The sequence below is a fragment of the Steroidobacter agaridevorans genome, assembly GCF_009932555.1.
Taxonomy (GTDB): Bacteria; Pseudomonadota; Gammaproteobacteria; order Steroidobacterales; family Steroidobacteraceae; genus Steroidobacter; species Steroidobacter agaridevorans.
Window position 1 is genome coordinate 456,305 of sequence record NZ_BLJO01000005.1, and the last position, 18,642, is coordinate 474,946.

19 protein-coding genes are annotated in these 18,642 nt (G+C 61.3%); 12 read left to right on the forward strand and 7 right to left on the reverse strand.

Annotation, left to right across the window (positions count from 1 at the left end; all coding sequences use genetic code 11):
- The first annotated feature begins 3 nt into the window (after positions 1-3).
- From GYH35_RS20150 to GYH35_RS20160, 3 genes are read left to right on the forward strand one after another with little or no spacing between them, the layout of a single operon-like run.
- Positions 4-1,161: an ABC transporter permease gene (locus GYH35_RS20150; RefSeq protein WP_161812747.1), complete on the forward strand. Its 1,158-nt coding sequence runs from the start codon at positions 4-6 to the stop codon at positions 1,159-1,161.
- Positions 1,162-1,180: 19 nt separating this feature from the next.
- Positions 1,181-2,374 (forward strand): ABC transporter permease, encoded by a 1,194-nt coding sequence (locus GYH35_RS20155; RefSeq protein WP_161812746.1) that lies wholly within the window; start codon positions 1,181-1,183, stop codon positions 2,372-2,374.
- 24 nt (positions 2,375-2,398) lie between these two features.
- Complete coding sequence (locus GYH35_RS20160) at positions 2,399-3,301, forward strand: Fpg/Nei family DNA glycosylase (RefSeq protein ID WP_161829324.1); 903 nt, start codon at positions 2,399-2,401, stop codon at positions 3,299-3,301.
- On the opposite strand, the gene GYH35_RS20165 is transcribed toward GYH35_RS20160, so the two are convergent.
- Positions 3,302-4,273: a quinone oxidoreductase family protein gene (locus GYH35_RS20165; RefSeq protein WP_161829325.1), complete on the reverse strand. Its 972-nt coding sequence runs from the start codon at positions 4,271-4,273 to the stop codon at positions 3,302-3,304.
- A 91-nt stretch (positions 4,274-4,364) separates the two neighbouring features.
- Between GYH35_RS20165 and GYH35_RS20170 the strand changes: the two genes are divergently transcribed.
- Positions 4,365-5,270 (forward strand): LysR substrate-binding domain-containing protein, encoded by a 906-nt coding sequence (locus tag GYH35_RS20170; protein WP_161829326.1) that lies wholly within the window; start codon positions 4,365-4,367, stop codon positions 5,268-5,270.
- On the opposite strand, the gene GYH35_RS20175 is transcribed toward GYH35_RS20170, so the two are convergent.
- Both GYH35_RS20175 and GYH35_RS20180 read right to left on the reverse strand, forming a co-directional pair.
- Positions 5,212-6,648 (reverse strand): alpha/beta hydrolase-fold protein, encoded by a 1,437-nt coding sequence (locus GYH35_RS20175; protein ID WP_161829327.1) that lies wholly within the window; start codon positions 6,646-6,648, stop codon positions 5,212-5,214. The two genes, GYH35_RS20170 and GYH35_RS20175, sit on opposite strands and share 59 nt — an antisense overlap.
- 3 nt (positions 6,649-6,651) lie before the next feature.
- A complete protein-coding gene (locus GYH35_RS20180; RefSeq protein WP_161829328.1) occupies positions 6,652-7,509 on the reverse strand; it encodes an alpha/beta hydrolase in 858 nt (285 codons plus the stop codon).
- Between the two features lie 146 nt (positions 7,510-7,655).
- On the opposite strand from GYH35_RS20180, the gene galB reads away from it, so the two are divergent.
- The 4 genes from galB to GYH35_RS20200 all read left to right on the forward strand — a co-directional run bounded on the left by galB (position 7,656) and on the right by GYH35_RS20200 (position 12,436).
- Positions 7,656-10,397, forward strand: coding sequence for a beta-galactosidase GalB (galB, locus tag GYH35_RS20185; RefSeq protein ID WP_202624442.1), 2,742 nt, complete (start codon positions 7,656-7,658; stop codon positions 10,395-10,397).
- A gap of 349 nt (positions 10,398-10,746) precedes the next feature.
- Complete coding sequence (locus GYH35_RS20190) at positions 10,747-11,184, forward strand: hypothetical protein (protein ID WP_161829329.1); 438 nt, start codon at positions 10,747-10,749, stop codon at positions 11,182-11,184.
- A 122-nt stretch (positions 11,185-11,306) separates the two neighbouring features.
- Positions 11,307-12,008, forward strand: a complete 702-nt coding sequence (locus GYH35_RS20195; RefSeq protein WP_202624443.1) for an ORF6N domain-containing protein — start codon at positions 11,307-11,309, stop codon at positions 12,006-12,008.
- Positions 11,981-12,436, forward strand: a complete 456-nt coding sequence (locus tag GYH35_RS20200) for an outer membrane lipoprotein (protein WP_161829330.1) — start codon at positions 11,981-11,983, stop codon at positions 12,434-12,436. Before GYH35_RS20195 ends, GYH35_RS20200 begins: the two co-directional genes overlap by 28 nt.
- A 13-nt stretch (positions 12,437-12,449) precedes the next feature.
- Here GYH35_RS20200 and GYH35_RS20205 read toward each other — a convergent pair whose 3' ends face one another.
- From GYH35_RS20205 to GYH35_RS20215, 3 genes are all read right to left on the reverse strand, one after another.
- On the reverse strand, positions 12,450-12,863 hold the full coding sequence (locus tag GYH35_RS20205) for a hypothetical protein (protein ID WP_161812738.1): 414 nt from the start codon (positions 12,861-12,863) through the stop codon (positions 12,450-12,452).
- Positions 12,864-12,889: 26 nt separating this feature from the next.
- Entirely contained in the window at positions 12,890-13,615 is a 726-nt protein-coding gene (locus GYH35_RS20210; protein ID WP_161829331.1) for a hypothetical protein, read from the reverse strand.
- A 394-nt stretch (positions 13,616-14,009) separates the two neighbouring features.
- Positions 14,010-14,867: an alpha/beta hydrolase family protein gene (locus GYH35_RS20215; protein ID WP_161812736.1), complete on the reverse strand. Its 858-nt coding sequence runs from the start codon at positions 14,865-14,867 to the stop codon at positions 14,010-14,012.
- 16 nt (positions 14,868-14,883) lie between these two features.
- Here GYH35_RS20215 and GYH35_RS20220 point away from each other — a divergent pair, with 16 nt between their 5' ends.
- Positions 14,884-15,561 carry a nitroreductase gene (locus GYH35_RS20220; RefSeq protein ID WP_161829332.1) on the forward strand — a complete coding sequence of 226 codons (678 nt, stop codon included), beginning with the start codon at positions 14,884-14,886 and terminating at the stop codon, positions 15,559-15,561.
- Here the strand turns inward: GYH35_RS20220 and GYH35_RS20225 are convergent.
- On the reverse strand, positions 15,558-15,878 hold the full coding sequence (locus tag GYH35_RS20225; RefSeq protein WP_161812734.1) for a hypothetical protein: 321 nt from the start codon (positions 15,876-15,878) through the stop codon (positions 15,558-15,560). The genes GYH35_RS20220 and GYH35_RS20225 overlap by 4 nt on opposite strands.
- Before the next feature lie 440 nt (positions 15,879-16,318).
- Between GYH35_RS20225 and GYH35_RS20230 the strand changes: the two genes are divergently transcribed.
- The 3 genes from GYH35_RS20230 (at position 16,319) to GYH35_RS20240 (ending at position 18,640) form a co-directional block, all read left to right on the forward strand.
- Positions 16,319-16,930, forward strand: coding sequence for a superoxide dismutase (locus GYH35_RS20230; protein ID WP_161812733.1), 612 nt, complete (start codon positions 16,319-16,321; stop codon positions 16,928-16,930).
- 183 nt (positions 16,931-17,113) lie between these two features.
- The gene (locus GYH35_RS20235) at positions 17,114-17,323 is read left to right on the forward strand and encodes a hypothetical protein (RefSeq protein ID WP_161812732.1); all 210 of its coding nucleotides are present in this window, start codon (positions 17,114-17,116) and stop codon (positions 17,321-17,323) included.
- Between the two features lie 105 nt (positions 17,324-17,428).
- Complete coding sequence (locus GYH35_RS20240; RefSeq protein WP_161812731.1) at positions 17,429-18,640, forward strand: imelysin family protein; 1,212 nt, start codon at positions 17,429-17,431, stop codon at positions 18,638-18,640.
- Positions 18,641-18,642 lie beyond the last annotated feature (2 nt).

Here is an 18,642-nt window from a genome sequence, read left to right on the forward strand (position 1 = left end):
GTCATGTTCAAATACTTACCTCTGCTGTGGGCCAACCTCGGGCGCAAGCGATTGCGCACCAGTCTCACGTTGGCATCGATCGTCGTTGCGTTCCTACTGTTCGGACTGATGCAGACGCTGCGCGTCGCGATGACCGGCAGCCCCGAGCTCGCCGGCATCGATCGTTTGATCACGATGCACAAGACCTCGTTCGTGCAATCGCTGCCGCTCGCTTATTTGAATCGGGTCAAAGGCGTCGACGGCGTCGTGACGGCATCGTCGCAGGACTGGTTCGGCGGCGTGTATCAGGAAGATCGGAATCAGATCGCCGCATTCGCGATCGACGCCCCGACGTTCTTCGAGGTCTACAACGAATACAAGCTGAAGCCCGAAGAGAAGCAGGCGTTCTTGCAGGATCGCACCGCCGTCATCGTCGGGCCGATGATCGCGGAACGCTTCAAGTGGAAAGTGGGCGACACCATTCCCATGCGCTCCAACATCTGGACGCGCAAGGACGATGGCGGCAACTCCTGGCCGATGAAGATCGCAGGTATCTACCAGGCGAGCAACGGCGACAACCAGAGCATGTACTTCCATTACGACTATCTCAACGAGTCGCGCGCCGAGATCCGGGACATGATCGGTTGGGTGGTCGTGAAAGTGAAAGATCCAGACCGCTCGGCCGACATCGCGCGCAGCATCGACGATTTGTTCCGCAATTCCTCCACGGAGACCAAGACTTCGACCGAGAAGGCCTTCATCCAAGGGTTTGCGAATCAGATGGGCAACATCGGCAAGCTGCTCACGTTCGTGGCCGCGGCCGTGTTCTTCACGATGCTACTGGTCACAGCCAACACGATGGGCCAGGCGATTCGTGAGCGCATCAACGAGATTGGCGTGATGAAGACGCTGGGCTTCTCGGGCGCGGGCGTCACGTTCCTGATTATCGCCGAAGCGATTCTCGTCACTGGGCTGGGTGGCCTGATCGGTCTTGGACTGGCGGCGCTCGCGAGCAAAGGCATCGGCGCGGCGGTCGCGCAGTTCTTCCCCGTGCTCGGCATGCCGCCCGCGACGTGGGGCATCGGTGTCGTGTTGATCGTGCTGCTCGGCGGCTTGGCCGCGGCCATTCCCTGCACGCAGGCATCGCGACTGAAGATCGTCGACGCCCTGCGTAAGTCCTGAGCCAGGAAGGATCAGCATCATGTCGAACAATTCTTGGGATCAGATCACCGCGATCACGAGCATGAACGTGCGCAACATGTCGCAGCGTGCAGCGTCGTCGATCGTCGCGCTCATCGGCATCGCCGGCGTCGTCACCGTGCTCATCGGCGTGCTCTCCATCGCCGAAGGCTTCAAAGCGGTGCTGGAAATCTCCGGCTCCGACCAGGTCGCCATCGTGCTGCGAAATGGCGCGACCGACGAAATGGGCAGCGGCCTGCAGCAGGAACAAACCCGCCTCATTGCCGACGCCAAACAAGCGGCGCGCGACGAGCAAGGGCCGATCGTTTCTCCCGAGCTGTACGTCGTGGTCGATGTACCGCTGAAGAGCACCGGCACCGCGGCGAATGTTCCTTTGCGCGGCGTCGGTCCGCAGGCAGTGAAGCTGCGTAGCAACTTCAAGATTGTCGAAGGTGTGAACTTCACGCCCGGCAAGTTCGAAGTCGTGGTCGGCAAGGGCGCGAGCATGCAGTTCTCCGGCCTCACCGTCGGCAGCCAACTGCGCCTGGGAACCACGAACTGGACGGTCACGGGCATCTTCGAGGATCGCGGCAGCGTCGCCGAGTCGGAAATCTGGACTGACGCTACTGTGCTCCAGGGCGCGTACAACCGCGGCACGTCGTATCAATCAATGCGTGTGAAGCTCACCAGCCCGAGCGCCATGCAGGCGTTCAAGGACGAGCTGTCGACCAATCCGCGACTCAACGTTCGTGTGTTCAGCGAGAAGCAGTACTACGCCGAGCAGTCGAAGATTCTCGTGACGCTGGTGAGCACCATCGGCAGCGCGATTGCGATCCTCATGGGGTTGGGCGCGATTTTCGCGGCGCTCAACACGATGTACTCGGCCGTGTCGTCCCGCACGCGTGAGATCGCGACGTTGCGCGCACTGGGCTTCGGGCCGGCTCCCGTGATCACGTCAGTGCTCGCGGAAGCATTGCTCATTGGCTTGGTCGGCGGTGTGGTCGGGATGGTCGTGTCGTATGTCGCATTCAACGGCGTGCGCGCATCGACGATGAACTTCGCGACTTTCAGCCAGCTGACCTTCGCGTTCACAGTGACGCCGCAGCTACTGGTTCAAGGACTGGTTTACGCGCTGATCCTCGGTTTCATCGGCGGACTATTGCCCAGCCTGCGCGCGGCAAAGTTGCCGATCACGACCGGCTTGCGCGAACTCTGATACCGACGCAGACGTTAGGCATCCATGCCAGAGCTGCCTGACGTCGCCGTCTACATCGAATCGCTCGAGGCCCGCGTCGTCGGGCATCGGCTGGAGCGGATTCTGTTGAAGAATCCGTTCCTGCTGCGCACCGCCGAGCCGCCTCTGCAAAGCTGCGAAGGCCATGCCGTCAGCAAGCTGCGCCGCCTCGGCAAACGCATCGCCATCGGCTTCGATAACGATGTGTGGCTGGTGATTCATCTGATGATCGCCGGCCGGCTGCATTGGTATGAGGCGGGTCATCGCGGCAAGATTCGCGGACCACTGCTTCAGCTCGATTTCGACAACGGCGCGCTGACCCTGACGGAAGCGGGCACGAAACGCCGCGCCTCGCTGCATGTTGTCGCCGGCGAAGCGCAGCTCGAAGAACATGACCGCGGCGGGCTCGAAGTGCTCGGTGTCGAGCCGGCTGTGTTTCGCGGACGCATGAGTGAGCGCAATCACACGCTCAAACGGGCCCTCACCGATCCGACCATTCTCAGCGGCATCGGCAACGCCTACTCGGACGAGATCCTGCATCGCGCCCGACTCTCGCCCATGATCCAGACGAAGCAGCTCGATGACGACGAATGGCGCCGGCTCTACGACGCCGTTCAAGAAGTGCTGACTGAATGGATCGAGCGCTTGCGTGCCGAAGCTACTCGCGGCTTTCCAGAGAAGGTCACCGCGTTTCGCAAGGACATGGCCGTGCATGGCAAGTTCGGTGAACCTTGCCCAGTGTGCGGCACGGCCGTCCAGCGCATTCGTTATGCCGAGAACGAAACCAATTACTGTCCTCGCTGCCAGACCGGCGGCAAGCTGCTCGCCGATCGGGCGCTGTCGCGGTTACTGAAAGACGATTGGCCGCGGACGATCGATGCGCTGGAGAATGCCAAGCGGCGAACGTAGCTACGGCAACAGCACTGTCGCACCAGTCGTCTGCCGCGATTCGAGGCGGCGATGTGCTTCCGCCACCTCGGCCAGCGGCATCCGTGTGTGCACCGGCACTTTCACCGCCCCACTCGCCACCACCGCAAACAACTCCTTACTCATCGCCACGACATCCTCACGCTTCGCCAGATGCGTAAAGAGCAGCTGCCAGGTGGCGAACAGCGAGCCCTTCTGCATCAACAGCATGATGTCGAACGGCTCGATCGCCCCGGATGCCGCGCCATAGCTCACGAAATAGCCAAGAGGTCGCAGGCTATCCAACGAGCCGTGGAACGTCGCTTTACCCACGCCGTCGTAAACGACGTTGACGCCCTCGCCGTCGGTGATCTCTCGCACTCGCTTCGCGAAATCTTCCTTGCGGTAGTCGATGACATAGTCTGCGCCGTTGGCACGCACGAGCTCAGCCTTCTCCGGCGATCCAACCGTGCCGATGACCGTGGCGCCCAGATGCTTTGCCCACTGAGTAAGCATCAGCCCAACGCCACCCGCCGCCGCATGCACGAGAATCTTGTGACCCGGCTCGACCCGAAACGTCCGCCGCAATAGATACTGCGCCGTCAGCCCCTTCAACATCATCGCCGCACCGGTCTCGAAGTCGATGGCATCAGGCAGGCGCACGACGAAATTCGCCGAGACGTTGCGCTCTTCGGCATATGCACCTAGCGTTTCGATATATGCGACTCGATCGCCCGGCTTGAATTCGCTCACGCCCTCACCCACCGCAACGACCTCGCCCGCGGCTTCGTTACCCGGAATGAACGGCAGAGTTGGCGGCGCATATGCGCCGGTCCGAAAATAGACGTCGACAAAGTTGAGTCCGATCGCGCGGTTGCGCACACGAATCTCGCCGGGTCCGGGCGGACCAATGGCGACGTCCTCGTAACTGAGCACTTCCGGACCGCCATGCCGATGAACTCTGATCGCTTTCACGAATGTCTTTCCTCTCGAATCGGGAGAGGAAGATAGCGACGGGCCCAGCCTTCGCGTAGGCTGATAACAGCAACATCTGAGTTCAACGAAAATGATATCGGAGCAAATCGGCCTCGACCTGCTGCGCACCTTCGTCGCCGTCTGCCAGCAAGGCAGTCTGAGCCGGGTGGCTGCGCACACCGGTCGCACTCAATCCGCATTGAGCATGCAGATGCGGCGGCTGGAGAGCTTGTTGGAACGTCACCTGTTTCAGCGCACCGGCCGCGGTGTGGTTCCCACGCCCGAAGGAGAGATCTTTCTGGGCTATGCCACGCGCATCCTCGCATTGAGCGACGAGGCTTACGCTCGCCTGCGCGAGACCGCCGTTAGCGGCAGTGTGCGTATCGGGCTCGCCGAAGAGATCGCCAATTCGGCCTTGCCGGCCGCGCTCGGTCGCTTACATCGCACCCATCCGGACGTTCAACTGGACGTCGTCGTCGAGCACAGCACAGCACTTGGCCGTACATGGGAAGAGAACACCATGGACATCGTGATCGCGCCGACTTCTGCCGTGGGCGCGGCCGATGCCTTGGTGACCTGGAATGTCGAGCTGCAATGGGTGAGCGCCATGGACTACGTGCAGGAGCCCGGGCGTCCGCTCGATCTCGTCGCGTTCGCGGCGCCTTGTCTGTGGCGTCGAAGAATGATTGAGGCGCTTGCGGCGACCGGGCGTGAGCACCGGGTAACTTTCACGAGCCAGAGTGTCATGGGCCTGCAAGCGGCCATCGAGAACGGACTCGGCATCGGCCTGCTTCCGCCCGACTCGATCCGCACGGAGACAATGCGGACTCTCGATGCGTCTTCCGGGGTTCCCCATCCGCTCACCGTTCAATACGGACTATATGCTCGCGACCGGCGAGCGCGCGTCGTCGATGCAACCATCGACGTGCTGCTCGCCGCTACTTCACCTTACGGCTCTCGTAACGAAAGTCCACCAGCTGCACAGTCAGCGATGTAACGCGACCGGATTTCTTGTTGAAGGTGTACTCGCGATCCGATTCGATCGCGAAGAAGCTTCCGTCGGCACGCGCACGCAGCTCGCGCTTGTTGTTAGCGACCTTCATGAACAGCTTGCCCTGCTCCATAGTGACGACGGACGTTTCATCGCTGTACTTGTACTCGCCAACGTAGCTGCGCAGCCCTGAGGGTGAAACAGTCGTCTCCGGAACCACGCTTTTCGGATCGACGCCGATCTTCTCCAATTCCTTGCGGGCGCCCTCGTGTCCTGGGTATAGCGCCAATGTTTTTTTCAACTCCGCCTCGCCCTGCGGTCGGTCGTTCAGCGCCAGATACACCTTGCCCAGCTCGAAGTGCGCGCCTGGACTGTGCGGATACAGCTCCAGCACTCGCTGCAGCACCTGCCGCGCTTCCTGGGGACGTTTGACGTGCTGCAAGTAGCCTTGGGCCTGCATGAGCTGGTGTTCCGGCACCTTCACTTCATACCCCAAATACTTCGAGATGAGCTCGAAGCGCTTGTCGAAGTACTGCAGCCCGCCCTCTTCATACGCGCGCGCCGGATCGTGGGTGTAGTAGAGCTCGTTCAGCCACTCCATCCCTTCGTAAACACTGCGCAAGACGACGGAACCGTGGTTCTCTTCCGGCCAGCGCTGAAAGTTCGCACCCGTCTGACGCAAGCTGGCCAGCGAGCCGATGACCTTCTGCGCGCCACCGAGCATCGCGCCACCTTCATTGCCCATCGTCATGTAGATGGCGGTCTGCAGATCCTTGTGATCGATCACGAACTGGTCGGCCTGTTTCGCCAGCGCCTGGTCGTCCCACCACAGCGACGGGCTCACTGCGATGTACGCCTTGAAGATATCGGGCCGGTTGAACAGCGTGTACACGGCGAACAGCCCGCCGTATGAATGCCCGATCAGGATTCGAGTCGGCCGCGTGCGATACGCGCGATCGATCTCGGGCAGCAATTCATCGGCGATGAAGCTCAGAAACTTGGCGGCGCCACCCACGTTGCCCGGCGGCCGCCCTTCCGTCCCGGCGAACGGCGGCGTGAAGTCACGCTGCCGGTCCGTGTTCTCGATGCCGACGATGAGCATGGGCTCGGACCGACCGTTTCTCGCCAACTGCTCGACGGTTGCGCTGACATGATGAATGTGCCCATCGCCGTCGAGCAGGATGACCACTCCGTAGCGCTGATCGGAGAAGTCATAGGCGTCTGGCTTATGAACGATATAGGTGCGCTGTTCGCCCAGCACCTTCGACGCGATCCGATAGCGATGTCCGATGACGACCGGCTCGCCCTGCGGTTGCACTGGGGCACTCGCCTGTGCCAACGGAGCTGCGAGCAGCGCGCAGCCGAGAATCCATTCATAGCGCATGACCTACTCCTTGTCGCTTCCCTGCAGTGTCCGTTGTATGAATCCGCGCATGACGATCATCGCGCCTTGCTCGACGGTGCCGTGATCCAGCCCCGCCATTTCGTAGAACTCCACTTTCTTATGACCCAGATTGCGCAGGGTCACCGCCATCAGCTCGTTCTCCTCCACGCGCGACTTGAACTCGATGTCCCGGCCGCCGACGATCAGGCAGATCGGCGGGAACTCATTCGCGGCGTGATACAGCGGCGCGTATTCGTCGATGATCGGGCGCAGTTGCGGGGCCGTGTCACCGCGTTGTTTCTTGACGGTGAAATGCGTGGTCATCTGGCCGCTGACGGCGATGACGCCCGCGAGCGATTTGTTAGATAGCCGGTGCGCACCGAGCCACTTCGGGTCCATCGCGATCATGGTTGCGAGGTAAGCACCGGCGGAGTGACCCGCAACGAACACTTTGCTCGGATCGCCGCCATAGCGGCTGATGTTCTTGAGCACCCACGCGATCGCAGCGGCGCTGTCTTCCAGATAGGCGGGCGGTTGAGCCTTCGGCGCGAATCGATAACTTGCGGCGACGAGTGCGATGCCTTGGTCCTTCAAGTTGGGAAAGTAACGACTGCCACCCGTCAGCCCGCCGCCATGAAACCACACGACCGTGGTGAAGCCCTTCGCGCCTTTGGGGTAATAAACATCCAGCTTGCTCTGCTGTTTCTGATATTCGTCGGCACGCGCCAACGCCGCGGCGTCGTAATAGGCGATGTTGTTCTCGATGCCATACTCCAGCTTCGGGGCCGTCCCGTCCGCTAGCGATACGGCGCCCGACAGCAGGCACCACATCCCGATCAACAAAGCACAGCGAAAAATCATCGGCTCTCCCCTCTTGGGCCCATTCCGTCCGCGGTCACACGCCGAAGTATGCAGTACTTTGCACGATTTAGACGCACCCACATTTGTCTGAGATAATGCCAGAGTCGGCGCCACGCGCGCCGAACTGCCGCTGAAGGGTTCCATCGATGCGAAATTTTTTCCGCTCTCGCCGCGACGAGGGCCATGCGTTGCGTCCGCTGCTGACCTGGCGCAACGTCCTGGTCTTCACTCTGTCACTGGTTGCGCCGGCACTGGCCTCGGCTCAAACCATCGCGCCAGGCGAACGCGTTTCCATCAACTCCGGCTGGCGTTTTCAGATGGGCGATCCGGCGGGCCTCACGACGCCACTGATGTACGACGTGCGTCCCGTGGTCACGCTGACCGAAGACGGCAAGCAAGCGGATGCGAAGCCCGAAGAGGCCGCGCAAGTTGCAGCCGCCAAACAGCAGGTGCTGAAGCCGTGGATCCTGCCCTCGGGCAACGCTTTCATCAAAGATCCAGCGCAGCGATATCAACGTCCGGCGGGCGATCCCGGCAGCGATGTTTCCTATGTCCAGGCGAACTTCGACGACAGCACCTGGCGCAAGGTCACCTTGCCCCATGACTGGGCAATTACCGGTCCTTTCATTACCGAAGGTCCGTATGGCGGCATGGGCCGGCTGCCGAGCTGGGGCATCGGCTGGTATCGGCAGAAGCTGGAGATTCCAGCGAGCGATCGAGATCGCTCTGTATTTCTGGATATCGACGGCGCGATGTCCTACGCCACCGTGTGGCTCAATGGCAAGCTCGTCGGCGGCTGGCCTTACGGCTACAACTCCTTCCGTCTCGATCTCACTTCGCACGTCGCTTTCGGCGGCACGAACCAACTCGTCGTCCGCCTCGACAACCCTCCGCACTCGGCGCGCTGGTATCCCGGCGGCGGCCTGTATCGCAATGTCTGGTTGACCAAGACGAATCGCGTGCACGTGAGCCATTGGGGCACTCAGGTCACGACGCCGCAGGTTTCGAAGTCGTCGGCCACTATCGATGTCGCCGTCTCCATCGACAACGATTCGCAGACCGAGGCGTCGGTCGATGTTTCAACGGACGTTTATGCGCTGGACGTTGGCGGCAAACGCAGCGGCGGCATCGTCGCAAAGATCGATCATGGGAAAGCTCGCGTCGCCGCCGGCGCGAGCGCTCAAGTGAAAGGTTCTGCAACGCTCGCGAATCCTCGCTTGTGGGGACCGCGACCGACGCAAACGCCGAATCGTTACGTCGCTGTGACGACGGTATCGCGCGGTGGCAAAGCCATTGATCGATACGAGACGCGCTTTGGCATCCGCTCGCTACGCCTGGACCCGACCCATGGCGTGTTCGTGAACGACGAGCGCATTCCGCTCAACGGCGTCAACAATCACCACGACCTCGGCGCGCTTGGCGCAGCTTTCAACGTGCGTGCGGCCGAGCGTCAGCTGGAAATGCTTCAGGAGATGGGCTCGAACGCGCTGCGCATGAGCCACAACCCGCCAGCGCCGGAGCTGCTCGAGCTGACCGATCGCATGGGCATCCTGGTGATGGATGAAGTATTCGACGTATGGGAACGCAAGAAAACACCGCTCGACTTCCACCTGATCTTCCCGGACTGGCACGAGCAGGATCTGCGTTCGATGCTGCGCCGGGATCGCAATCATCCCTCCATCATCATGTGGAGCGTCGGCAACGAAGTCGGCGAGCAATACACGGGCGAGCATGGCGCCGCGATTGCGACCTCGCTCGTGAACATCGTTCGCGAGGAAGATCCGACGCGCCTCGCCACCACCGCGATGAACTGGGCCAAGCCGGACATGCCGCTGCCCGCTACGGTCGATGTCATCAGCCTCAACTATCAGGGCGCCGGCATCCGCAGCCTGCCCGGCCAGTTTCCTGCGTTCCGCGAGCGCTTCCCGGACAAACTTATTCTCAGCAGCGAGAGCGCGTCAGCACTCAGCAGCCGCGGCGAATATCAGTTCCCTGTGAGCGGCAGCATCAGCGGCCCGGTGCGGCCAGGATCTGGCGGCGATCCGAAAACTCGCCAGGTCAGCGCTTACGAACTGCATGCCGCCGACTTCGGCTCCTCCGCCGATCGCGCCTTCGCCGCGCAGGATCAACATCCGTATGTCGCCGGTGAGTTCGTCTGGACCGGCTGGGATTATCTCGGCGAGCCGACGCCGTACTACTCATCGCGCAGCTCCTACTCCGGCATCATCGATCTCGCCGGCTTCAAGAAGGACCGGTTCTATTTGTATCAAGCGAAGTGGCGCCCCGAGCTGCCGCTCGCTCACCTGCTGCCGCACTGGACCTGGCCCGGGCGCGAAGGCGAAGTCACGCCGGTGCATTTGATCACTTCGGGCGATGAGGCGGAGCTGTTCGTCAACGGCAAGTCACAAGGCCGGAAGAAGCGCGCGGCCTATGAATATCGTCTGCGCTGGGACTATGTGACGTACGAACCCGGCGAGCTGCGCGCTGTGAGTTACAAGAACGGCAAGGAATGGGCCACCGCTTCCGTTCGCACCGCCTCCTCGCCGGCCAAGCTCGAGCTCACTGCAGATCGTTCGAAGATCCAAGCCGACGGCCAGGATCTGTCGTTCATCACCGTTCGTGTACTTGATCAGAACGGCCTGCCTGCTCCGACTGCGAAGAACTCCATTCGCTTCACCGTCGAGGGCCCCGGCGAAATCGTCGCTACTGACAACGGCGATCCAACCAGCTTCGTACCGTTCCAATCGCCCGTGCGCGAGGCGTTCAATGGACTGGCGTTGGTGATCGTGCGCGGGAAGGCGGAACAGGCGGGGAAGGTCACGGTGAAGGCGGAGTCGGCGGAGCTGGAAGGTGCGAAGGTCACCTTGAAGACGACAAGGCGACTCTAGCCGCTAATGGTTGTGACTTAACGGCGCTGCCATTTGGAACGCGGCGCAAGTCGCAGACGCATCGGCGCGGAACATCACGCGCGCACTCTCGCGCGGCATTCCTCACGTATTGGGCGCGCGCAACGGCAGCAAAAAAGATTCGAATTTGCGCCAAGACACTATCTGTTGTTATATACAGCCACGCCGCATCGAGTTACGATCAAACCATCGCTCGAAACCTCCCCGAAATTTTCGAGCGGTCCACCGACGATTCCTAGTGAGAGAAATGTTCAATGCATGAAGGCGGCGCTCGACGGTGCTGTCACACCGCCGAACGCCTGACCAAGCCACCTAACCAGAGGAAGATGACATGGCTGAGAAAGATGATACTTCCAACATCACCCGCCGACGTCTCAATCAACCCGATCACGCCGTCGCGGCACCCGTCCTCGCAACCTCTGACTCCGGCCCGCCACCCGACGGTGCTCCACCACCACCTCGCACCCTGGAGGAAGCCATTGAAAACGTACGCACCCTACTGCGCGAAGTGCGCGGAATGCTCTACTGCTTGTCCGAAGTACTGCAGTACGCGGACGACCCCGACTCAGTGCTACACGCGGAAGTGGCGCACGCCGCGCAGCGCTGGATCAGTGACTCAGCCGATCAGCTAGATCTCGTCAAGCTGAAACCGCTGATCGAGGCAGTTCGCCAGCGCGGCGGTGGAACGCCAGGCAATGACGAGCCGCAGGGAAATGCAGGCAACTTCCCGTACCAAGTGAGAGAGCAGACGGCGGTTTACCGCGTTTAGCAGACGAGCCCTTTGAGCGCCTCTGCCGCTGAGATCGGTTCGGCGGCAGAGAGCCGAGACAAACATCGCTGAGCATGAGGCGAGAACTTTATGGTCGCAATTTGCGACCTTAAATACCGGCCGTGACCAGTAAGGAAGACAACACTAGAGGAATAGGCCTGACGAAGAACGCCGCACTCATCTCCGTCGAGCACGTCGCACAGTCGATCTTCATCCTGCGCGGTCAGCGCGTGCTTCTCGATAGCGAACTCGCTGCGCTTTATCAGGTGCCAACCAAGCGGCTCAACGAGCAGGTCAAACGCAACCTAGACCGGTTTCCGGAAGACTTCATGTTTCGGCTCTCACGCCCAGAAGTCGACGTCTTGAACCGGTCGCAAATTGCGACCGGTTCCCAAAAGCATCGCGACCCGCGCTATCCGCCCTACGCCTTCACCGAGCATGGCGCCATCATGGCCGCCACCATCCTAAACAGCCAACGGGCAATTGAAATGAGCATCTACGTGGTCCGCGCCTTCGTGCAGCTGCGCGATCCGCTCGCTTCCAACCGCCAGCTCGCTGAGAAGTTCGCAGAGCTGGAGCGCAAGGTTTCCTCACATGACCGAGCCATCGTCGGCATCCTCAAGACATTCGCGAACTCATGCACACGCCGGAGCCGAAGACGCGGCCAATCGGGTTTACCGCCAACCTCGATGAGTGAACTCGCCCTACTGAGGCGGTTAAGGTGGGTTTCAGCAAGCGCGGAGCACCATAGTGCGGATTTTAGAGTTTCACCGAACGTCCTTTCGCGGAGACTCCCATGCGCGCACTCTGGTCAGCGTCAATGATGACCCTCGGACTGCTTTCCGCTGCCTGCAGCTCACACGGCACCCTGTATTCCAGACACGACGCGCAACGCAGCTGGACCGTGCGCGAGGGCACCGTCGTTCAGGTAGTCGAAGCCACCATTGAGGGTCAATCGGGAGTCATCGGCACGTACGGCGGCGGCTATGTCGGCCATGAGATCGGCCGAACGATAGGCTCCGGTTCTGGCTCGGGTATTGCCGGCGCGGTAGGCGCAGTCGCCGGCGCCGTTGTCGGCAAGCAAGCCGAAAAGAGCGCCACACAGAAGAAAGCCTGGGAGCTGCTGGTCGAAATGAACGGCAGCCGCGAAACTCTCGCCATCATCCAACCCGCGGACCAAAACTTCGACGAAGGAGAAAAGGTCCGCGTCTACACGCGTTCGGATGGCTCGGCGAGGATCGCGAAGTTGTAATCGCCCGCTGGCGCTAAGGTTGAAATTCCTCTGAAGTAACAAGCGAGCCGTCTGCCAACCTCAGCGTCAGCTTGCAACGCCCGGCCCGGTAGTCCCGTAAGAACTCATCAGGCATAGCAAAGCCTGCAACCAGTTCCAGTTGCCTGGCCGAGCCGATCTCGATGATCTCCGGCATGCCATCCACCAGAGTGTAGGGACCGGGTGTCCATAACCCGGTGGTTCCCTCGTGACACGCCACCCATCCATCCCATGCACTAGCGCGCCCGGATTCTGTGCGGTCACCTCGCAGCGAGATTGCCCGGGCCGACTGGTTTGTCAGCGCAAACACAAATTCATTCTCCGAATTGCTCACGTGTCGCAAGCCGATCTCTCCCGTGATTGGAAGCGGCGGCGTGTCCGGCTGACATGCACACAGCACGGCAATCACTGCGAAGAGACAACTCCTCACAGTCCTTACTCTGAATCGCATTTGAGCGTCCGAGCTTCTTGCATGAGCCCACGAAACTCGCGAACCAGGTCGGCGCGCTTCTGATCGATCGTGGCCAGCCGATCCAGTTCCTCACTGGCTTTCGGGTTGCACGATAGTGCCAACGCCGCATACGCAGATTTGTTGTGGCAACACTTATCGTCGAGCGCGATTTGTCTCAGCTTCGCTATATCGCGCTCAGTCAGAAAGTCGCCGATCCCCATGATCGCGGTATGCGCGATCTCCGAGCTCGGCGACGTCAGTGAGCCGCGAAGAGTATCCAAAACAGACTCCAGTTGCGGGACCTCCAACATCCGATTCGCTTGCGCCTGCGCGAGCGCATTGGCGACGGATACGCGGACGATCTCCTTCTGCATGCAATGATTCACAGCCGGATCGCCGCCACCGTCGGCCCAGGAGTCACTCAGGAACATCAACAGGTCGGCTGACGCCGGCGAACCCAGCACGTCTCGCAGGATCGGCATGACTTTGCCCACGTCGCACTGTTGCAGCAGCTGCTTCAGTTCGTCTGCATCGACGCCCGTCGGCGTGGAAGCAATGAAGGCAGCCGGTGGCTCTTGCACCGATACCGGCTCGAGCTGCGATGATCTGCCACACCCTGCGGCAGCCACGCATGCAGTAACCAATAGGAACGAGCGCCATCCATAGCTCGCGCCGCTCATCGCTCGTGCCCGCGTCATCGATCCGATCATCGCCTCACTCCGTTGATCCACTCACGCCGCGTAACCACTCCGTAACCTAAGGTTTTCTCCTAGCTCAAATCTGCGAACTCATTGACAATTCGATGACAATTTCCGCATCTCGCACTACGCCGTCGCATGATTGCGCTCCCATGCACATCGCGAGTGCATCCAAGCAAATCTCCGCGCATGCAGGCCCTTATTTTTCGCCGCTTCCAGGCCGCGGCGAGTTGGCACGCGTCCTGCATTTATGAAACCGAGCGTCTCAGGACGCGAGTCTCTTCGGTTTCAACGTGCTTACGACGATGGTCAATTATCCCCCTGAGCCATCTCGGATGCAGGCGTGCGCGATGTGATGAACCTCGCGCACGCTATTTTTTTCCCCCACCCTCTCGACGACTGAAACTCAACGCACGCTCAGCCATTGCGGCACGAGCGGCCAGAGGGTTTGTTCGAACTGTGGACGGAAGAAGCCGAAGTGGCCGATGTGGCGGGCGCCGATGTCGCGAGGGGTGATGCGGCGATATTCGACGGGCGCATTCGCATACAAGCCGTGCAGTGACTTGATCCCCTTCGCCGACATCATCTCGTCGTCGGTAAACGAAAGAGAAAGCATCGGCGTGCGCACGGACGCATAGTCGGCGCGAACGTCATCGCCTTCGGCGCCCACGACGTATTCGCGATTGAGGCACCAGCGGCGCCACTGCTGCATCACTCCAAACGGCAGGTTGCCGACTTTGCGCAGACGTTTGCCGGGGAAATAACCAGCGGTGCGCAGCGCGAGCGGCACAAGGATGAACCACAGCCACCACACCGTGGACTTGGTGCGCCAGGTGTTCTCGAGCCAATAACCCGTGCCGGCGGCGACGGTGATGACGCGATCGATGCGATCCCGGTTGGGAACGAGGCCGATCAATTGGCCGGCGAGGCTGTGGCCGATCCAGTGCAGCGGCACGTCGGGCATCTCGGACTTCACCCTGTCGATGATGGTGGCGCAGTCCTGTCGCGCCCAATCGAAGATGTTCACCGGGTAACCGCGCAACGAACGCGGCGCGGAGAAACCGATGCCGCGATAGTCGAACGTCGTCACGTGATAACCCTGCTGCGCGAGCCATTGCGCGAACTGGGTGTAGTACTTCTGAGCCACGCCCATCGCGGACGGAATGATCACCGCCGCCTTGGGCGAATCCGTCAGGCAAAACGTTCGAAACACCAGCGACGTGCCGTCGGGCAGAGTGATGTTATCTTGAGCGGGATCGAGCATCCGTCTCTCCAACTATATGAATGTCACCAACGCCGTTGCCAGCCGGATCAGCTGTCGCGCCTTTCTCGACAAGCCGGTCGAGAAGCAGATCCTGGTCGAGATTTTGGAAACCGCCAAGCGCGCGCCGTCGGGTGGCAATCTACAACCTTGGTTAGTGCACGTGCTCGCCGGGCAACCGCTCGCCGAGTTCCTCGCGGCGATCCGCAGCAAGCGGTCGATGCTGCCGGTCGGCGAAGGCACCGAGTACAACATCTATCCACCCGAGCTGCACGATCCGTATCGTGCCCGTCGCTTCAAGTGCGGTGAAGACCTGTACGCGACAATCGGCATTCCTCGCGACAACAAGCTGGCGCGGATCCGGCAGTTCACACGCAACTACGAATTCTTCGGCGCGCCGGTGGGGCTGTTCTTTTGCATCGACCGCCGCATGGGCCAGGATCAGTGGGCCGATCTGGGCATGTTCATGCAGACCGTCATGCTGCTCGCTCGCGAGCGCGGCCTGCACACCTGCGCGCAGGAAGCCTGGGCGATCTGGCACAAGACGATCGCGGAGTTCCTGCGACTGCCGCCGGACGTGATGCTCTTCAGCGGCATGGCGCTGGGTTATATGGACGAGAGCGCGCCGATCAATTCGCTGCGCACCGAGCGCGCGGCGCTCGATGACTTCGCGACGTTGCAGGGCTTTGAGACTTAGAAGTCGGAGAACTTCGCATCCAGAATCTCGGCCTCGGCAGCACAGCCGATCTCGCGCACGGAGTTCGGGCCGGGGAAAAACTGCTCGCTGAGATCCTTGCCGCCGGCCGCACGCCAGCGCACGGTGGTGGCGATGGTCTTGAAGGTGTGTGAATTCACCAGCCATAGCCGCGTGTTCTGCGCGTCGCAGCTGCCTTCGAGCTTGAGCGTGACGAAGCTGCTCGCAGGAGCATCCTCGGCCGCTTGAACCGCTACTGTTGCTATCGTCGCCACGACGCCAAAGGCGAAGATGGCCGCGATCTGTGTCGCTTTGCCCATGTCTTGTCCTCCCGGTGCATGTGGCTGACCGCTCCGTGCGGGCCCGCCCCCTTGCTCCTTCATGTTGAACCTTCGAGCTCCGCGCGCGCCCGAGACTTCTAGCGATCTCGTGGTCTGCGCAACGGAACCAGCGAAATATAGACGCTCTTGCGGCGCTGCGCATGTTCACTATTGACCGGAAGCCGCCATTTCGTCCTGAAATCGCCCGGTGGGTGCAAGCAAAGCAGCCCGTAGTGTGAGATGAATCACGTTCGTGACCCGGCCCCTGCGCCGTCGCTTGCGCGGCAGGCGGGTGGCCAAGGGCCTGTCAGGGAAGGTATTCTTTCTGGCCGCCTCGTCATCGAACGGTAACGAAGCACCCCGGATCGAGCGGGAACTTCGCGGTCCACGATACGTTGGCCCCTTTACCCCACTGTTTTTAGCGCTAGCTGGAGCCCGCCATGGCGTTCGAATTGATGTCCCTGCCGTTTCCCAAAGACTCTCTTGGCCCGACGATTTCGGCGCGTACGCTGGATCATCACCATGGCAAGCACCATGCGACCTATGTGACCAAGCTGAATGAATTCATCGCGGGCACGCCGCTGGAGAAACAGGATCTCGAGTCCATCATCAAGGCGACCGCCAACAAGACCGGCACCGAGCGCAAGATCTTCAACAACGCCGCGCAGGTCTGGAATCACGACTTCTTCTGGAACTCGCTCGCGCCGAACGGCGGCAGCGCGCCGCCGGAGCCGATCAAGAAGCGCCTCGAAGCCTCGTTCGGCTCGTTCGAGAATTTCCGCGACAAGTTCGTCGAAGCGGCCGTCGGCCAGTTCGGCAGCGGCTGGGCCTGGCTGGTCGCGAAGGACGGCAAGCTCGAGATCACCACGACGCACGATGCCGACAATCCGTTGATCACCAGCGGCTACGCGCTGTGGACCTGCGACGTTTGGGAGCACGCCTACTATCTCGATCACCAGCAGAACCGCGCCGGCTTCGTGAAGGCCGTGGTCGAGCAGATCGCCAACTGGCAGTTCGTCGGCAAGCGCCTCGCAGAAGCCGAGCGCAAGTAACCCGCGAACCGATCAACTATTGATTGCTCATCAGGGGCGGATTGCAAAATCCGCCCTTTTTCATAGGCATTTTCCGCGCCCCCTCACGACCGGCTTCAGTATAAATGCCGGTTTCTCTGGGCCTTGATCGCTCGCAACATGCTGCCCTTGCGTGTCCCTCGGATCCTGGACGCGACGAGCAACATGCAGCACCAGCACGACTCTCATACCGAAGCCGCTCTGTATTGGGCCGCCGTCAGCCTCATCGTTTGCGAGGGGCTGTCCATCGAAAAAGCCGCGGACCGGCTCGGTGTCGATGGCGAAGAGCTCACCGACATCCTGCACCGGCGCCAGAGCCTGCGCCCCACCGCGTTTGGCGACTCCCCGCTGCCCTCGCCCGCGAAGCCACACTGATCGACCTCTGACTCATTCTTAATTGCGAGTCATTCTCGATTGCGAATAAAATCGGGCACCTCCCGCCCGTGGCGGGCCGCATCTACTTCCTACAAAGCGCCCAACATGCTCGCATCCGCCCTGAAGTCCGCCGCCGCGGCCGCCATCTGCTTGTCCCTGGCCGTCGGCTGCACCCGCACCGAACCCAAGGACTCGCGCCAGCCCGTGCTGGAGAACTACGCGCAGATCGTCCTGGCGACGTACGAGGACACGATCAGCGCGGCCCGCGAGCTGGACCAAGCCATTGACGCGCTGCTCGCCAATCCGAGCGAGGAGACCTTGAATGCGGCCCGTGAGCGCTGGCGTGCCGCGCGCATCCCGTACGCCTATACCGAGGCCTTCCGCTTCTACGGCGGCCCTATCGACGGCGAGAATGGGCCTGAGGGTCAACTCAACGGCTGGCCGCTCGACGAGAACCACATCGACGCCGTGGTCGTGGACAAGTACAACGCCGCGCCGGGCCTCAACATCATCGGCGACGTCGAGCGCTTCCCGAACATCACGCCCGAGCTGATCGCCGAGCAGAACGAGCTGGGCGGCGAGAAGAACATCGCCAGCGGCTATCACGCGGTCGAGTTCCTGCTGTGGGGCCAGGACTGGAACACGCCGCCCGAGTCGGCCGGTCAGCGCCCCTTCACCGATTTCGTTGTCAAAGGCGATCCCGCGACCGATGTGAACGCGCGCCGTGGCAAATATTTGAAGGCCGCCTCGACGTTGATCGTCAGCGATCTGGAGTCGGTGGCCGCGCAGTGGCGTGAATCGAAGGAACCGAACTATCGCACTTCGTTCGTCACCGGCGACGTGTACACCGGCTTGAAGCGCATGTTCACGGGCATCGCGGCGCTGTCCGAAGTGGAAATGGCCGGCGAGCGCATGAATGTGCCGTTGCTCTCCTCCGATCAGGAAGAAGAACAATCCTGCTTCAGCGATCTGACCGCCGACGAGCTGCGCGCCAACGCGGTCGGCATCGAGAATGTTTATTTCGGCCGCTACCAGCGGCTCGATGGCTCGACTCTCAGTGGCCCGAGTCTGGCCGATCTGGTGAAAGAGAAGGACGCACGCGCCGCCGAAGAAATCGAAGCGCGCCTCGCTCGCACTCGTGAAACGGTGGGCGCCGTGAAGAGTCCGTACGACCGTGAGATTCTGGCGGACAACGCCGAAGGTCGCGCTCGCATGCAAGCCGGCATCGATGCGTTGCGCGCGCAGACGTTGTCGTTCTCGCGCGGCGCTCGCTCGATTGAAATCTTCCTGTCCGATCTGGAAGGGCTGGGAGATTAGTA

Bases quoted from the DNA above. Each gene is read 5' to 3' on its own strand.
- GYH35_RS20200 (WP_161829330.1), top strand. From the start codon at position 11,981: ATGCGCGCACTCTGGTCAGCGTCAATGATGACCCTCGGACTGCTTTCC.
- GYH35_RS20210 (WP_161829331.1), bottom strand. From the start codon at position 13,615: ATGATCGGATCGATGACGCGGGCACGAGCGATGAGCGGCGCGAGCTAT.
- GYH35_RS20155 (WP_161812746.1), top strand. From the start codon at position 1,181: ATGTCGAACAATTCTTGGGATCAGATCACCGCGATCACGAGCATGAAC.
- GYH35_RS20215 (WP_161812736.1), bottom strand. From the start codon at position 14,867: ATGCTCGATCCCGCTCAAGATAACATCACTCTGCCCGACGGCACGTCG.
- GYH35_RS20150 (WP_161812747.1), top strand. From the start codon at position 4: ATGTTCAAATACTTACCTCTGCTGTGGGCCAACCTCGGGCGCAAGCGA.
- galB (WP_202624442.1), top strand. From the start codon at position 7,656: ATGCGAAATTTTTTCCGCTCTCGCCGCGACGAGGGCCATGCGTTGCGT.
- GYH35_RS20175 (WP_161829327.1), bottom strand. From the start codon at position 6,648: ATGCGCTATGAATGGATTCTCGGCTGCGCGCTGCTCGCAGCTCCGTTG.
- GYH35_RS20235 (WP_161812732.1), top strand. From the start codon at position 17,114: ATGCAGCACCAGCACGACTCTCATACCGAAGCCGCTCTGTATTGGGCC.
- GYH35_RS20240 (WP_161812731.1), top strand. From the start codon at position 17,429: ATGCTCGCATCCGCCCTGAAGTCCGCCGCCGCGGCCGCCATCTGCTTG.
- GYH35_RS20225 (WP_161812734.1), bottom strand. From the start codon at position 15,878: ATGGGCAAAGCGACACAGATCGCGGCCATCTTCGCCTTTGGCGTCGTG.
- GYH35_RS20180 (WP_161829328.1), bottom strand. From the start codon at position 7,509: ATGATTTTTCGCTGTGCTTTGTTGATCGGGATGTGGTGCCTGCTGTCG.
- GYH35_RS20220 (WP_161829332.1), top strand. From the start codon at position 14,884: ATGAATGTCACCAACGCCGTTGCCAGCCGGATCAGCTGTCGCGCCTTT.
- GYH35_RS20160 (WP_161829324.1), top strand. From the start codon at position 2,399: ATGCCAGAGCTGCCTGACGTCGCCGTCTACATCGAATCGCTCGAGGCC.
- GYH35_RS20230 (WP_161812733.1), top strand. From the start codon at position 16,319: ATGGCGTTCGAATTGATGTCCCTGCCGTTTCCCAAAGACTCTCTTGGC.
- GYH35_RS20190 (WP_161829329.1), top strand. From the start codon at position 10,747: ATGGCTGAGAAAGATGATACTTCCAACATCACCCGCCGACGTCTCAAT.
- GYH35_RS20170 (WP_161829326.1), top strand. From the start codon at position 4,365: ATGATATCGGAGCAAATCGGCCTCGACCTGCTGCGCACCTTCGTCGCC.